This window comes from Gramella sp. AN32, from assembly GCF_023718305.1.
GTDB classification, from domain to species: domain Bacteria; phylum Bacteroidota; class Bacteroidia; order Flavobacteriales; family Flavobacteriaceae; genus Christiangramia; species Christiangramia antarctica.
This window is the reverse complement of the sequence record NZ_QEYO01000020.1, coordinates 72,858-87,430: the sequence shown is the minus strand read 5'-3', so window position 1 is coordinate 87,430 and position 14,573 is coordinate 72,858. Positions and strand designations below refer to the sequence as shown.

General features: G+C 37.5%; 11 protein-coding genes. 5 read left to right on the top strand and 6 right to left on the bottom strand.

The window, feature by feature from the left end; translation table 11 throughout:
* The coding region (locus DHD80_RS17270) for a hypothetical protein (RefSeq protein WP_251742714.1) at positions 1-189 on the top strand (189 nt) is incomplete at its 5' end.
* A gap of 160 nt (positions 190-349) precedes the next feature.
* Here the strand turns inward: DHD80_RS17270 and DHD80_RS17265 are convergent.
* The 3 genes from DHD80_RS17265 to DHD80_RS17255 form a co-directional block, all read right to left on the bottom strand.
* Positions 350-1,510 carry an aminotransferase class I/II-fold pyridoxal phosphate-dependent enzyme gene (locus DHD80_RS17265; RefSeq protein ID WP_251742713.1) on the bottom strand — a complete coding sequence of 387 codons (1,161 nt, stop codon included), beginning with the start codon at positions 1,508-1,510 and terminating at the stop codon, positions 350-352.
* Positions 1,511-1,515: 5 nt separating this feature from the next.
* Positions 1,516-2,538, bottom strand: coding sequence for an alpha/beta fold hydrolase (locus DHD80_RS17260; RefSeq protein WP_251742712.1), 1,023 nt, complete (start codon positions 2,536-2,538; stop codon positions 1,516-1,518).
* Positions 2,539-2,646: 108 nt separating this feature from the next.
* Entirely contained in the window at positions 2,647-3,939 is a 1,293-nt protein-coding gene (locus DHD80_RS17255; protein ID WP_251742711.1) for an O-acetylhomoserine aminocarboxypropyltransferase/cysteine synthase family protein, read from the bottom strand.
* Positions 3,940-4,955: 1,016 nt separating this feature from the next.
* Here DHD80_RS17255 and metK point away from each other — a divergent pair.
* Positions 4,956-6,212, top strand: coding sequence for a methionine adenosyltransferase (gene metK, locus DHD80_RS17250; RefSeq protein ID WP_251742710.1), 1,257 nt, complete (start codon positions 4,956-4,958; stop codon positions 6,210-6,212).
* A 282-nt stretch (positions 6,213-6,494) separates the two neighbouring features.
* Here metK and DHD80_RS17245 read toward each other — a convergent pair whose 3' ends face one another.
* From DHD80_RS17245 to DHD80_RS17235, 3 genes are all read right to left on the bottom strand, one after another.
* Positions 6,495-9,197: a carboxypeptidase regulatory-like domain-containing protein gene (locus DHD80_RS17245; protein WP_251742709.1), complete on the bottom strand. Its 2,703-nt coding sequence runs from the start codon at positions 9,195-9,197 to the stop codon at positions 6,495-6,497.
* 61 nt (positions 9,198-9,258) lie between these two features.
* Positions 9,259-10,086, bottom strand: a complete 828-nt coding sequence (locus DHD80_RS17240; protein ID WP_251742708.1) for a GLPGLI family protein — start codon at positions 10,084-10,086, stop codon at positions 9,259-9,261.
* 103 nt (positions 10,087-10,189) lie between these two features.
* Positions 10,190-10,792: a hypothetical protein gene (locus tag DHD80_RS17235; RefSeq protein ID WP_251742707.1), complete on the bottom strand. Its 603-nt coding sequence runs from the start codon at positions 10,790-10,792 to the stop codon at positions 10,190-10,192.
* Positions 10,793-10,926: 134 nt separating this feature from the next.
* Between DHD80_RS17235 and DHD80_RS17230 the strand changes: the two genes are divergently transcribed.
* From DHD80_RS17230 to DHD80_RS17220, 3 genes are all read left to right on the top strand, one after another.
* Positions 10,927-12,432 carry a HAMP domain-containing sensor histidine kinase gene (locus DHD80_RS17230; protein ID WP_251742706.1) on the top strand — a complete coding sequence of 502 codons (1,506 nt, stop codon included), beginning with the start codon at positions 10,927-10,929 and terminating at the stop codon, positions 12,430-12,432.
* Positions 12,425-13,108, top strand: a complete 684-nt coding sequence (locus DHD80_RS17225) for a response regulator transcription factor (protein WP_251742705.1) — start codon at positions 12,425-12,427, stop codon at positions 13,106-13,108. The genes DHD80_RS17230 and DHD80_RS17225 overlap by 8 nt, the downstream gene beginning before the upstream one ends.
* A 99-nt stretch (positions 13,109-13,207) precedes the next feature.
* A complete protein-coding gene (locus DHD80_RS17220) occupies positions 13,208-14,572 on the top strand; it encodes an acyl-CoA dehydrogenase family protein (protein ID WP_251742704.1) in 1,365 nt (454 codons plus the stop codon).
* Position 14,573: the final 1 nt, after the last annotated feature.

The following is a 14,573-nucleotide window of genomic DNA, read 5'->3' as shown; positions in this document are numbered from 1 at the left end:
GTTATCAGTTATCAGTTATCAGTTATCAGTTATCAGTTATCAGTTATCAGTTATCAGTTATCAGTTATCAGTTATCAGTTATCAGTTATCAGTTATCAGTTATCAGTTATCAGTTATCAGTTATCAGAAATTAAAAAATTAATTGGTGCCCCGCAAAGGTTTTTTGAAACTTTCAACTTAAAACTTTGAACTCTGAATTTGGAATTTTGAACCTTGAATTCAGTACGTCATTGCGAGCGAAGCGAAGCAATCCCATCTTCCTTCAATCATGAGACTGCTTCAGTCGCGATGCTCCTTCGCAGTGACGTATCATTTAACTTTTCGCTTTTCACTTTTCACTTTCAACTTTTCACACCAGCGCCTGCTCCAAATCCTTAATAATATCATCTACATGTTCCAATCCTACTGAAATCCTTACCAACCCTTCAGAAATTCCAACCGCTTCAAGTTCTTCCGGGGATAATTTGCTATGGGTTGTCGAGGCAGGATGCGTTACGATCGTTCGCGTATCTCCAAGATTGGCTGATCTTGAACACAGTTGAAGTTTATCTATAAACTTTCTTCCCGCTTCCAATCCGCCTGTGATCTGAAATGCAACCACATTTCCTCCCAGTTTCATCTGCTTTTTTGCGATTTCATATTGCGGATGAGATTTCAGAAACGGATATTTGACGCTTTCTGCCTGCGGAACATTTTCCAGATACTCGGCCACTTTTAGAGCGTTTTCTGAATGTTTTTCCAGTCTCACCGCCAGGGTTTCCAAACTTTTCGATAAAACCCAGGCGTTAAATGGCGATAGGGCCGGTCCCGTATTTCTACTGAAAAGATAAATTTCCCGTATTAAATCTGCCTTTCCCACGGTTACTCCGCCAAGCACCCTTCCCTGCCCATCAATCAATTTTGTAGCCGAATGGATGACCAGATCTGCTCCAAATTTTATAGGATTCTGAATATAGGGCGTTGCAAAACAATTATCGATAACAAGAATAAGGTCATGCTTTTTTGCAATTTCACCCAGATATTCCAAATCCAGAATATCTACGCCGGGATTTGTGGGCGATTCTGCAAAAAGGATTTTCGTTTCCGGTTTAATGAGACTTTCAATCGTTTCCGGCTTATTCACATCAAAATAGCTGTGCGAAATATTCCACTTTGGAAAATATTTGGTGAACAAGCCGTGCGTGGAACCAAATACCGATCTCGCCGAAACAATGTGATCCCCACTATTCAACAAAGCGGCCAATGTTGAAAATACTGCGGCCATGCCTGTGGCAAAAGCATAACCACCTTCCGCACCTTCCATTTTCGTGATCTTTTCCACGAATTCTGAAGTATTAGGATTGGTAAAACGGCTGTAGATATTTCGCTCTTTTTCTTCCGCAAAACCAGCCCTCATATCTTCGGAATCTTCAAAAACATAACTTGAAGTAAGATATAGTGGCGTTGAATGCTCCTGAAATTGGGTTCTTTCAGTCTGGGTTCTTATGGCGATCGTCTCAAAGTTTTCCATAAATTTTATTTACTGCTTACTTCTTCTCTATCAACTTCAGAAGAATGCAAACTTTTTTTATTTGGGGTTCCAAAAATTGGCTTTAAAAATTGATTTAACTGATCGGTTTCAATCAGAAATGCATCATGACCATGAATTGATTTAATCTCATGAATACTGATATTATTCTTTAAAAGGGACAACTCCACATAGGTGTTCCAGTTTTCTTCAGCCAGGAAAAATAGATCTGAATTCACCGTTACTATGTGAATATCACCTTTGATGTTTTGGGCTGCTTCTAAATGATTTCCACTGCCATGACTAATATCGATGGTGGTAAGCAAATGGTTCATCAGTTTATAAGACGGGAGAGTAAAGCGGTTTTTCAACTTTTCACCGTGATGCAACAACCAGTTTTCTACCTCATAACTGCGATTTTCCTCATTTCTTTTTCCTTCAAATTTCTGCGCCAGGGATTGGGGAGTCCTATAGAAGGTCATTGCATGCATACGCGCATCGTGAACAGGATTGGATGAATTATTCAGAATATGATCCTGAATCCTACAATTGGCCAGCAGCCAGTCGGTTGCCTTATAATCTGCCGCTATCGGGATGATATTTTCTGCAATTTCCGGCTTTAGCACTGCCAATTCCCAGGCCAGGGCGCCACCAATAGAACCTCCAATAATGGCGAACAACTTTTCGATTTCCAGCTTTTCCAAAGCCACTGCCTGAATTTTTGCAATATCGGTAAGCGTAAATTCCTTATAATTTTCAAAGAACTGATCTTCGTGACCTTTAAACCCGTTGCCAGGAATATTAAAAGCCAGGATACAATATTGGTCAATATCAATACATTTATTTTTCCCGATGAGCTCTTTCCACCAACCGTCGTTTCCTGTAACCAGGGAATTTCCTGTGAGGGCATGATTCACCAGAATAATAGGAGCCTCCCCGGGACCCCTCCCGAAAAATTGAAAACTTAACTGAATATCCTGCTTTGTCCCAGCGGAATTCTCAAAATTTTCTATGGTTAATTCTTGTAGCATATTAATTCTAAACTCTATTTACGTTCTGGTTTGTCTGGCTGAGCTTGTCGAAGCCATTTTACTTCTATATTAAGGAGGCGCCTCGACAAGCTGGGTGTGACATGCTTATTAAACCAATTCTTTCTTTTTAATTTTTGAAAAGGCTTCTTTTAGATCATCTTTTAAATCTTGAATATCTTCCAGTCCAACAGAAAGACGTATTAAGTCCTGAGTAACCCCAGTTGATGCCTGATCTTCCTCATTAAGCTGCTGATGGGTGGTACTTGCCGGATGAATGATCAACGATTTAGTATCTCCAATATTGGCCAGTAAAGAGAATATCTTCGCTTCGTCGGCCACAGTTTTTGCGGCTTCAAAACCACCTTCCACCCCAAAGGTCACGAGTCCGCTTTGGCCTTCTGGCAAATATTGTTGGGCCAGCTTATAATATTTATTGTCTTCCAGACCCGGATAGTTAACCCATTTAACCAGAGGTTGTTCTTGTAACCATTTTGCCAGTTCCAATGCATTTTTACTATGTTCTTTTATTCTAATTTTCAGCGTTTCCAATCCCTGAATAATCTGGAAAGCATTAAACGGACTTAATGCTGCACCGTGATCACGCAATCCTTCAATTCTTACTTTTGCAATAAAGGCTGCCTCCTGCAGTGCTTCATGATAAATAAGGCCATGATATCCCGGTGAAGGTTCCGTAAATTCAGGGAATTTCCCGCTGGACCAATCAAATTTCCCTGCATCTATAATCGCGCCGCCCAGCGTTGTCCCATTACCATTAATATATTTGGTAAGTGAATGGATCACGATATCTGCACCATGCTCAATAGGATTTAATAAATATGGAGTTGCCACAGTATTATCCACAATAAACGGGATTTTAAAAGCCTTTGCTACTTTAGAAATTGCTTTTAAGTCTAAAACATCCAATTTTGGATTTCCTAAGGATTCTACAAAGAAAACACGCGTGTTTTCCTTTGCGGCATTTTTAAAATTTTCAGGATTTTGAGGATCTACAAAAGTAGTGGTGATTCCAAATCTTGGCAATGTGTTTTTTAATAAATTAAAAGTGCCACCATAAAGACTGCTGGAAGCTACAATATGATCTCCTGCTTTTAACAGGGTGAGCAGGGCGGTGTTGATCGCGGCAGTTCCAGAAGCAGTTACCACAGCAGCAATCCCGCCTTCAATGGCGGCAAGCCTTTGCTCCAGAATATCGTTGGTAGGATTGTTTAAACGGGTATAAATAAAACCGGGCTTTGCCAGAGAAAAAAGGTCTGCTGCATGATCGCTATCGTCAAATACATACGAACTTGTTTGATAAATTGGTACTGCGCGGGTTCCCCCATTTAGTTTTGTGTCGTGTCCTGCGTGAAGTGCCTGGGTTGAAAATTTTTGAGTACTCATGATAATATGTTTTTGTTAAACCTTCCAGGTTTTGAAACCCTTGCGGTTAATTTTTTTATAGTTTTAGTTTGATTTAAAGAAAGTCCCCCCGTTTTTCCTATTACCAGGGAGACTTTTGAATTAAACTTTTTACTAATCTACATTCTCAAGTTTTGGCAATAGCTTTTCATGCGACACATATATATCGCTCCCAGGTTACACATTATTTTATTTGTATTTCTTAATTTCATTTTTTCTTTTTAAAAAACTTCGACTGCGCTTAGTGTTATCCTTAACTTTACTCTTTTATTCGTCATCCTGAACTTGTTTAACTTCGTTTAATCTTCCATTTCAGGATTTCTTTAGAAGCTGAAACTGGTTCAGTTTTAATTCATTTCAAAATTTAAAACAAAAAAAACCGCTGCGGTTGGCAGCGGCTTTTGCAAAATATATCTTTTCAGAATTATGCAATAGAATACGCTGCGGAAGCTTTCCACATCATACACATCATATTGCACATTGTTCTGATCATTATTTCTTTAATTCTTTTACAAATATAACGGTAGACTTTTTTAATTTCCAAGTAATCACCAAAGAATTATTGAAATTTAGTTTTTTAGTTCATTTTTTGATGATTATGAAATTTAAGTGGTCAATTTGTGATTTATCTTAAATAGGATTTTTTGCGTTAGGGATTTGCCTCGCCGGCAGGCAGGTTGCAGAGGTTTGTTTGAGTTCTCCCACCCGGAATTTCGAAATAGAAATTCCAACCTCCCCAAAGAGGAGGTATAAGCGGAAAAAAGACAAAGCGAGACGCCCAAATAAAAATTAGGATAAAATGACGTTAAAGGAATTTGTCATCCTTTGAATTTTTATACATTTGTACCCGAAGAAAACAGGGACAGATTTGACTGATTGCAACCCTTACATATACTGGAATTTTCGGTATATATTAAAATGCTAAAGCAGTAGTAATGCACTTCTATTAGCCTTTCACGTCAAAATTTTCCGTTCTTATAAACTAAAAAATAAACTGAATGGCTTATTTATTTACTTCAGAAAGTGTTTCTGAAGGGCATCCGGATAAAATTGCAGATCAAATTAGTGATACTTTATTGGACAATTTCCTCGCCTTTGACGAGGATTCTAAAGTTGCCTGTGAAACCCTGGTAACTACCGGTCAGGTTGTACTTGCCGGGGAAGTTCGTAGCAATACCTATCTGGATGTTCAAAATATTGCACGTGAGGTGATCAATGATATTGGTTATACGAAAGGAGCCTATAAATTTAGTGGGGATTCCTGTGGTGTGATTTCATTGATCCATGAGCAATCCCAGGATATTTATCAGGGAGTAGATCGTGGGGAAAAGGAACAGCAGGGTGCCGGAGACCAGGGAATGATGTTTGGCTACGCGACCAACGAAACCGAAAATTACATGCCGCTGGCACTTGATATTTCACACAAAATTCTTATTGAACTCGCCAAACTTAGACGCGAAGAAAAAGATATTACCTATCTAAGACCAGATTCCAAGAGCCAGGTTACCATAGAATACAGTGATGATAATGTGCCACAGCGTATTGTGGCTGTTGTTGTTTCCACCCAGCACGACGATTTTGACCAGGATGACGATGCCATGCTGAAAAAGATCAAAAAGGATATCGTAGAAACCCTGATCCCCAGAGTTAAAAAGCAGCTTTCTGAAGATGTTCAGAATTTATTTGATGATAATATTGTCTATCATATCAACCCTACCGGAAAATTCGTAATTGGTGGACCGCACGGTGATGCGGGGCTTACCGGAAGAAAGATCATCGTTGATACTTACGGAGGGAAAGGGGCTCACGGAGGTGGTGCTTTTTCAGGAAAAGACCCTTCAAAGGTTGATCGTTCTGCGGCTTATGCTGCAAGGCACATCGCTAAAAACCTGGTGGCCGCAGGAGTTGCTCCTGAAATACTTGTACAGGTTTCTTACGCCATTGGCGTGGTAGAGCCTACTTCTATTTTTGTGGATACTTATGGAAAATCGAATGTTAATCTTTCTAATGGCGAGATTGCGAAAAAAGTTGCTGAAATATTTGATATGCGACCTTCCGCCATTGAAAAACGTTTAAAATTACGAAACCCGATTTACCGTGAAACTTCGGCTTATGGGCACATGGGAAAAGAACCTCGTTTTCTAACGAAAATTTTTGAAAGTCCGTACAGTGGGAAAGTAACCAAGGAAGTAGAATTATTCACCTGGGAAAAACTGGATTATGTGGAGAAGGTGAAAGAGGAGTTTGGGCTTTAGAAGGAGCTGGAGGCTAGAGGCTAGAGGCTAGAGGCTAGAGGCTAGAGGCTAGAGGCTAGAGGCTAGAGGCTAGAGGCTAGAAAAAAAATCAATTAAAAAAATAAATAAAGAACAAATATTCAAACATTTTTAAATTGGTAAACTTTCAAATTATCACATTAGTACATTTTCAACATTGTTCCATTGATATATTGTTCCATTGATATTTTTCAACATCACTTCATTTCAAATTTTCAAATCGGTGAATTTTCAAATTGTTCCATGGGTACATTGCTACCCTCATTATAAATTATATTTAACTGAGAACATTATAATACGCGGTTGGACAAAAAATTGCGAGGTGATGTTATAATTTTCATTAAAACTATCACGATTAATGCTCTGTACATTGAGTAGGTTGGAAGCATTCAAACTAAACTCATAAACACTTTCAGGCTTTTGATAATATAATTTGGCATTTAAAAAGGAATATTCGTTCGCTATACTTCCCTCCCGATCCCTATAATTGAAATAGCTGTAATCTGCTGTGACCGTAAAAGCGTTTAAGAAATCATATTCTATGTTGGCAAATGGCCGGTGAGTTAAAAATGTACTTTCCAAATCTCCATTTTTATAGGTATTATTTGAAAAATTATAACCAATCTCAAAATTTGGTGAAGATTTAAAATTGGTCTCTAAACTTCCCTCGTAATTTTGGGTGAAATTTTCAGATTCTCTGTTTTGACCATTTACTACAAGATTTAATGTGCTTAATGAAATGTTGCTTTTTAAATTGGCCGAATACTTTCTGAATTTTTTCTGAAAACTTCCATTTGCGGACAAAGTTTCATCTACAAAATCACTATTTATTACTGAAGATATAGTATTAATATTTTCGATAAATGTGTTATTCCTGATGGCATTTATTCTTTTACTGTAGCTTAGATTACCATAAATACTGGTAAAATTAAACATACTGAAATTTGAATAATTTAGATTAAGATTATGGAAGATGCCATTTTCAATTTCCCTGTTTCCCCTAAATAATCTATTATAGTTACTGAAGATATAACCTTCCGCAACATTATTGATATCGGTAAAATCGGCTATCATATTATAAGTAAAGGTCAAACTTTCACTATTTCTAAGTTGAAGGTTAGTATGAAAATTCGGCAACAGCATAGTCATATTATTTTCCCTTTGCCCTTTTTGATCTTCTAAGTAAATATTGAAATTATGTAAGGTCAAACCCGGGGTGAATGTAAAAATGCCTGTTTTCACTTTATACTTTGTACCAAAAAAAACATCCCTAAATCGATAATTCACATCATTTTCCAAATCTTTGTCTTCAAAATAATTTACTTCCCCATCCTCCGCAATTTCAAAAATGGAAGAATTAAATTGCTGCCGGCTATATATACTTCCAAGGTTTAGGTTGATATTGCTCAGGTCGTTGATGATATGATAGAAATCAATTTTAGCGTCGAATTTATTGGTTGAAATCCTCCTGTTTTGATTGATATTAAAACTATCCTGATCTTCATTTAGTGGTAAAACAGAAACAAAGGGCTGTAATCTTAAAATTGCATTATAAAACGGATCCTCATCCTGATATAAATGCTGAAAATAACCTGCAAAAATATTATTGGCATTTAAGGTATAATAGGCATTGATATTCTGATTAATGGAAATTGCGCTGTTCTGTTTTTGCTCTTCAATCTGGTTTTGCACGCTTCCATTTTCATCAAAAAATTCAGAAATTGTTTCACCATTTTCACCCTGGTTTATATTTTTCAGAAATACATCATAATCCAACTGAAAGCGATGATTGGGTTTGTAAACCGAACTCAATTTCAATAATCCCAACCGGTTTTGTTGCGCACTATTGTTCGAAGTAAATTCTGTTGCCCCGGTTTGGATATAATTTTTAACGGACTGTTGTATAAACCGGGTTTGATTATCGCTATAAATTGAGAAGGCACTAAAACTCCATTTTTTAGAAAGCTGGTGCGTGGCATTTGCTGCCCCAAAGTGGCTTTGCAACTCGTGGGCACGGTCGTTTTGGGTAATAAGAAAACCAAGCCCGCTGTCATTTATATTAAAGGAAGTCCCCCCACCCTGGTTAAAATTTTTAAATCCTCCCGAAAATCTAAAATAATCGCTAAAAGTAAAGGGAACCTCTCCGGTATTGTTGCTTTTTCCAATGAGGTTCACGCTGGTATCGGGACTATAATAGAACAACTTTGTACTGCCCAAATACCTTGTTTTCTCACCATAACCCAATCCGCCTTCAACTTCTCCAAACCAAAAGTCCTCTTTTCCTTCTTTTAATTTAATATTAAGAGCAACGTTTTCTTCATCATTTCCCAATCCCCGCATTTGATCTACTTCATTATAATTTTTGAGAACTTCTACTTTACTCAAGGCATCGGCAGGGATATTTTTTGTGGCCAGCTTAGAGTCACCATCAAAAAAATCTTTGCCATCAACCATTACTTTTGAAACAGTTTTACCTTCCACTTTAATCCCACCATCATCGTCAACCTGTATGCCGGGCAGTTTCTTAAGTACATCACCAAGTTTTCTTTCGCTTCCGTTTGTAAATGAATCGGTATTGTAAATAATGGTATCGCCCCGCACCACCACTGGCATCTCATAAACCAGTTCCACGCCATCCAACAATTGTTTGTCTTCCCTTAAAACTATCTGAAGGGGTTCCACAGCTATTTTTTCCATAAGATCTACCTCCACTACTGTTGCCTTCATTCCCAGATAAGAAGCTGTTAATAAATAGGTGTTCCCTTCCGGTACCAATATGGAAAATTTACCTTCATAATTGGAAATGGCATAGCCTTCCATACTTCCATCCATTTTTTTGGTTGCCATGATATTCACCATTTCCAGGCCATTTCCTAAACTGTCCTTTACCGTGCCGGTGATTTTTACATTTTGGGCATTTAAAAATGCACATAGGAGTAGTGATGAAAATAACAGGAGTTTTTTCATAATAATACTTATAAACAAATAAGAGGTTAAAAGAAAAGTTTATTGCCAGCTTTAAAATATACTACTGTCCGCTGGTTTTTATGGAAATGATTTTATGACCGCCCTTGGTTTTTCCACCAGTGTTGCGTTCTATCCATTCCTCGTTTTTTTCCTGCTGAATATGGTTGAATTCTTCCTGGGTGACCACTGTTCCCTTTACAGGTTTTTCTATACTGAATTCTTCTGCAGGGTTTATAACAATTTCAGTGCATAATAAGGTGAGTTTATCTTCCTGCACTTCCAAAATCAACCCCGGCAGGCCCCAATACCCAGCCGGCCCAATACTTACGGGAATTTGCGGGGTGTACCAGGCCGTAGTGGTGAGTTGTTTTGTAGTTTCAACCGTTTCGTCGTTCTCAGTATTAAACTCTTTTATTTTAATTTCCCGGGTAAGTGTCGCTTTATAAGCGGTGTAGTTACCTATCTTTTTGGTTTCGCTTTCCAGTTTCCAGTCCAGGGTTTTCAGGGAATCTTTGATCAGGAAAAGTTTTCCCATCAATTCCCTTTGGGTTACATAATTTTTATCGGCTATATTTCTGTACACCAGATCATTCCCTGCTACTATCTTAATCTGTATCCCGCTGCTAGAATGGGTTGAAGGGGCTTCCAACTTTTCATTTTCGGTATAAATGGACTCTTTTCTATCGAATTTAAGGGTATAATCTTTCTGAAATTGCTTGTTTAACTGCTCCTGAATGCTTCTAATTTGTTCATTATCTACCTTACTGCTATCCATTTTAAGCGCGACTGTCCGCTTGGATTTGTAAACGGCGATGCCCTGGAATTTTTGCGCAACTATTTGTGAAGAAATACAAATTAGAAATAAGAATACTGATAATTGATGTTTCATGATGTTCGTTTTTAAATTGATTTATCAAATTTGAAAGTTTTCAATTTGCTAAATGGTTAACTAATGTTAAGCAGTGTTATTTTTGGCATTTTTTAATGCTGATTTATAAAAATCTCATTTGGATTAAAAAATAATGTGGGATATCAAACTTTTCAACCAGCTTTTCGGGTGGCACGCCAGATTGGGCGACCGCACAATAAGAACTGCTCCCATCTTTATATAAGGTTGGGGTAATGATGCCATAAATAGGAAAGCTGTTTTCACTCGGGACCGTCTTAAAATCTATTGCGCCCAGAAAATCTTTAACCACATAATTCCCTTTTTCAGGAAAAATTTTATAGTGTAGTTTTCTACTGGAAAATCCATTCCCGGTTAGCTGTATATATAAATTTTCATGATCGGTTTTAGTGATCATCTGTAAGGTTAAGCTATCTGTTTTAATCCTGAAATATTCAGATTCTGTTCCATCAAAGAGTATCTCTTCCCCTATTAACTCACCATTTTTATATTCTTTTATAGCTACCTGATATTGTCTTTTTTTCAGCTGACCTTCAAACTTTAAAGTTTCAAAAGTGATGTTTTCGAACATTAAAATTGATTGTAATGCTGCATTTTCTATCCCGCTTTCCAACTTCATTTGAATTTCTTTCTGCGCTACGATTTCTGAAAAGGAAAAGACTATAAGAAAAAAGGCTAGAAATTTCATTTTATTTATTTTATTCATTTTTGATTTTAATATTTATCCAAATTTGAAAGTTTTCCCTTAACCTGATAGTTAACCAACGTTAACTAGTGTTAACCGGTTGGGCTAGGTTCCCTAAAACCTGTTACATTTGAAATATGCAGGACCGTCACTATCAACCTATCCTCTATTTTGTAAGCCTTGTGGTGTTGATCACTTTGGGGATTCAGGTTTATTGGAATTACAAAAATTTTCAATCGGCAAAACAGCAATTAATCAACGAGGTGCAAACCAGTGTGGACAATGCCATAGACGCTTATTATGTAGATCTTGCCGATAAAAATACGATAGGATTGACTTTTGAGGGTGATCGGGATAGTAGCAGCGATGCTCAACTAAACAAACTTTATAAATTTTTAGATAGTTCAAAAACAGATTTAATAAGCAGCATTGATAGCATAGATCCTAAAGAAATAACCGGATTTAAATTTTTGAAGAAGTCAACATTTAACGATACCTCTAATCCAGTTTTTAAAAAAATTAGCACAAACGAAAAGCAAAAGGCCAAAATTGACAGTTTCTTTGGTACTGGAAAAAAAATGAAATTCCCGGGTGACAGTCTTTTTAAATTGGCATCCAAGGTCATAATTTCCATAACAACAGATACTTTACAAACCTCCCCTTTAAATACCTTCATTGATGAACAGTTAAAACAAAAAAAAATCGAGATAGACTATGGTTATATTTTCGAAAATAACAGTGGGAACCTGCAAACGCATAACCCCGACATTACAGATGAAGAAAGCCTAAGTACCACCTCAAAATCTGCTTATTTGCCTAAAAATAGTTCGTTTAAATTTTTTTTTAACCCCAATACGGCACTCATTTTAAAACGAAATTTATTGGGGCTGGTGCTTTCGGCAATTTTAATAGCCTGCGTAATTGGCTGTTTGTTGTTTTTGCTCCAGATTATAAAACGTCAAAAAAAATTGGCCGATATGAAAAATGATTTAATCAGCAATATTACCCATGAATTTAAGACCCCCATTTCTACCGTAAAGGTCGCTTTAGAAGGCATTGCTGATTTTAATAAAAATAACGATCCGGTAAAAACCAGGAGTTATCTTGAAATTTCCAACACCCACCTGGGTAAACTTCAAATGATGGTAGAAAAATTACTGGAAACGGCGACCTTAGACGGGGACCAGCTCCAAATGAACAGGGAAGAACTATCAATTGCCCTATTGCTGAAGGAATTAATAGCAAAACATAAAGATTTAGCGCCAGATAAAAATTTTCATTTTGAGCAGAACCTTAAGAATGTCTGGATAATGGCCGATCCTTTCCACCTGGAAAATGCATTGAACAATATTCTGGACAATGCTGTAAAATATGGCGGGGAAACGATTAACATCCTCCTTTCTTCAGAAAATGAAAAATTGATAATCTCTATTGCAGATTCAGGACATGGACTTGGGAAATCTGAAGCCGCACAGGTTTTTGAAAAATTTTACCGGGTGCCAAAAGGAAATACACATGATGTAAAAGGTTTTGGGATTGGGCTTTATTACACCAAAAAAATTATTGAAAAACATGGTGGTAGCATTTCAGTAGATATACGAAAGCACACAAACTTTATAATAGAACTGCCAAGAAATGTTTGATAAAACATCCATATTACTTGCTGAAGATGAGCCTGCCTTGGGTCAAATTGTCAAGGAAAGCCTGGAAAGCAGGGATTTTATCGTTCATTTTGCACAAAATGGGGAAAAAGCCCTGGAATTGTACCACCAAAAAAAGCCGGAGTTATTGGTTTTGGATGTGATGATGCCTAAAAAAGATGGTTTTACCCTGGCCAAAGAAATTAGGCAAATAGATGAACATGTTCCTATCATCTTCCTTACCGCTAAATCACAAACTAAAGATGTTGTGGAAGGTTTTAGCATGGGTGCCAATGACTATTTAAAAAAACCCTTCAGCATGGAGGAACTGATTGTGAGGATTAAAAATTTAATTCAGAGAAATGCGCAACAGGAAAAATCTGAAATCTTTCAGATTGGCAGATATGAGTTTGATTTTCCCAAACAAACGCTTCAATTTCAAAGTGAAGAAAAGCAATTATTGACCCACCGTGAAGCCCACCTTTTATTTCATCTCAGTAAAAATAAAAATGAATTGCTGGACAGGTCATTGATCCTAAACAAACTTTGGGGAAACGATGATTTTTTCAACGCCAGGAGCATGGATGTTTTTATATCCAAACTCCGCAAAAAATTAGCGGCTGATCCAGATATTCAAATTCTGAATGTTCGGGGGTATGGTTATAAACTTATATTTTAAAGGCATAACTTGTTTCTAGGAAATTTTCTTCGGAAAACCTTAACAGCGATACCCTTTAATAATCCCTATTTTTAAAATTCACCATAATTCTTCACCTGAATGTCTTTTTTTAACAAAGTAAGAAATACCATTGATCTTTTGAAAGCTGTTGATCTGGATCAATTGGCGAAGATCAATAGCAAAATAGATCTGGCTGAAGCCATGAAAACACTGGGTAAGCTTGATGACCGCCAATTAAATGGCCTCATGCGTATGCTTAAAACGAAAGACAAAAAAGGTCAGCATGAACTCCCTCCTATAGACGGTGATTTTTATAACCTGGATTTAAAACTTACAGATGAGCAACGAAAAATTCAGCTGGATGTGCGCAATTTCATGGAAGATGAGATAAAACCACTGGTAAATGAACATTGGAAAAAAGATAAATTTCCTTTTGAGATCATCGATAAATTCAAAAAACTAAATATTGTTGGGGTACCTTACGAAGGTTATGGCTGCCCAAATTTGCCATTTTTGATGGAAGGTATTATTGCCCAGGAAATTGCCCGGGTAGATGTTTCCACTTCCACATTTTTTGGGGTGCATAGTGGCCTGGCCATGGGTTCTATATATCTCTGTGGGAGTGAGGAACAAAAACAGGAATGGCTCCCCAAAATGCAGAAAATGGAGAAAATTGGCGCTTTTGGGTTGACTGAACCCAATGTAGGATCGGGAGTGGCCGGTGGCATGGAGACTACCTGTGAATTTGATGGGGAAAACTGGGTATTGAATGGACAAAAAAAATGGATTGGAAACGCCACTTTTGCTGATGTTACCATTATCTGGGCAAGGGATATAGAAAACAATCAGGTGAAAGGCTTTTTGGTTAAAAAAGAAAACCCGGGATTTTCCACAGAGAAAATTAAAGATAAGATGGCACTCAGGATTGTGCAAAATGCAATTATCACACTTAAGGATTGTAAAGTTCCGGAAAGTGACCGACTGCAAAATGCCAATTCGTTCAAGGATACCGCCAATGTACTGCGTATGACCCGGGCGGGAGTTGCCTGGCAGGCGGTAGGTTGTGCCCGAGGTGCTTATGAAGCTGCGTTGAAATATACCAAAAAACGCGAGCAGTTTGGCAGGCCCATCGCTTCGTTTCAGCTAATCCAGAATCATTTAGTGGAAATGCTTTCCAACCTTACTTCCATGCAAACATTATGTTTTAGGCTTTCAGAATTACAGGATCAGGGAATGCTGAAAGATGAGCATGCGAGTTTGGCCAAAGTATATTGTAGCATGAGGATGCGTGATGTAGTGAGTCGCGCCCGTGAAGTTCTGGGAGGAAATGGGATTCTGTTGAAATATGACGTAGCTCGCTTTGTGGCAGATGCAGAAGCGATTTATAGTTATGAAGGGACTAAGGAAATTAATTCACTTATTGTAGGTCGTGCCATCACCGGCTATGGCGCATTTGTAAATTAAA

What these genes read in the sequence shown, in the direction of transcription:
- DHD80_RS17265 (WP_251742713.1), bottom strand. Translation starts at nt 1,510, where the DNA reads ATGGAAAACTTTGAGACGATCGCCATAAGAACCCAGACTGAAAGAACC.
- DHD80_RS17260 (WP_251742712.1), bottom strand. Translation starts at nt 2,538, where the DNA reads ATGCTACAAGAATTAACCATAGAAAATTTTGAGAATTCCGCTGGGACA.
- DHD80_RS17255 (WP_251742711.1), bottom strand. Translation starts at nt 3,939, where the DNA reads ATGAGTACTCAAAAATTTTCAACCCAGGCACTTCACGCAGGACACGAC.
- metK (WP_251742710.1), top strand. Translation starts at nt 4,956, where the DNA reads ATGGCTTATTTATTTACTTCAGAAAGTGTTTCTGAAGGGCATCCGGAT.
- DHD80_RS17245 (WP_251742709.1), bottom strand. Translation starts at nt 9,197, where the DNA reads ATGAAAAAACTCCTGTTATTTTCATCACTACTCCTATGTGCATTTTTA.
- DHD80_RS17240 (WP_251742708.1), bottom strand. Translation starts at nt 10,086, where the DNA reads ATGAAACATCAATTATCAGTATTCTTATTTCTAATTTGTATTTCTTCA.
- DHD80_RS17235 (WP_251742707.1), bottom strand. Translation starts at nt 10,792, where the DNA reads ATGAAATTTCTAGCCTTTTTTCTTATAGTCTTTTCCTTTTCAGAAATC.
- DHD80_RS17230 (WP_251742706.1), top strand. Translation starts at nt 10,927, where the DNA reads ATGCAGGACCGTCACTATCAACCTATCCTCTATTTTGTAAGCCTTGTG.
- DHD80_RS17225 (WP_251742705.1), top strand. Translation starts at nt 12,425, where the DNA reads ATGTTTGATAAAACATCCATATTACTTGCTGAAGATGAGCCTGCCTTG.
- DHD80_RS17220 (WP_251742704.1), top strand. Translation starts at nt 13,208, where the DNA reads ATGTCTTTTTTTAACAAAGTAAGAAATACCATTGATCTTTTGAAAGCT.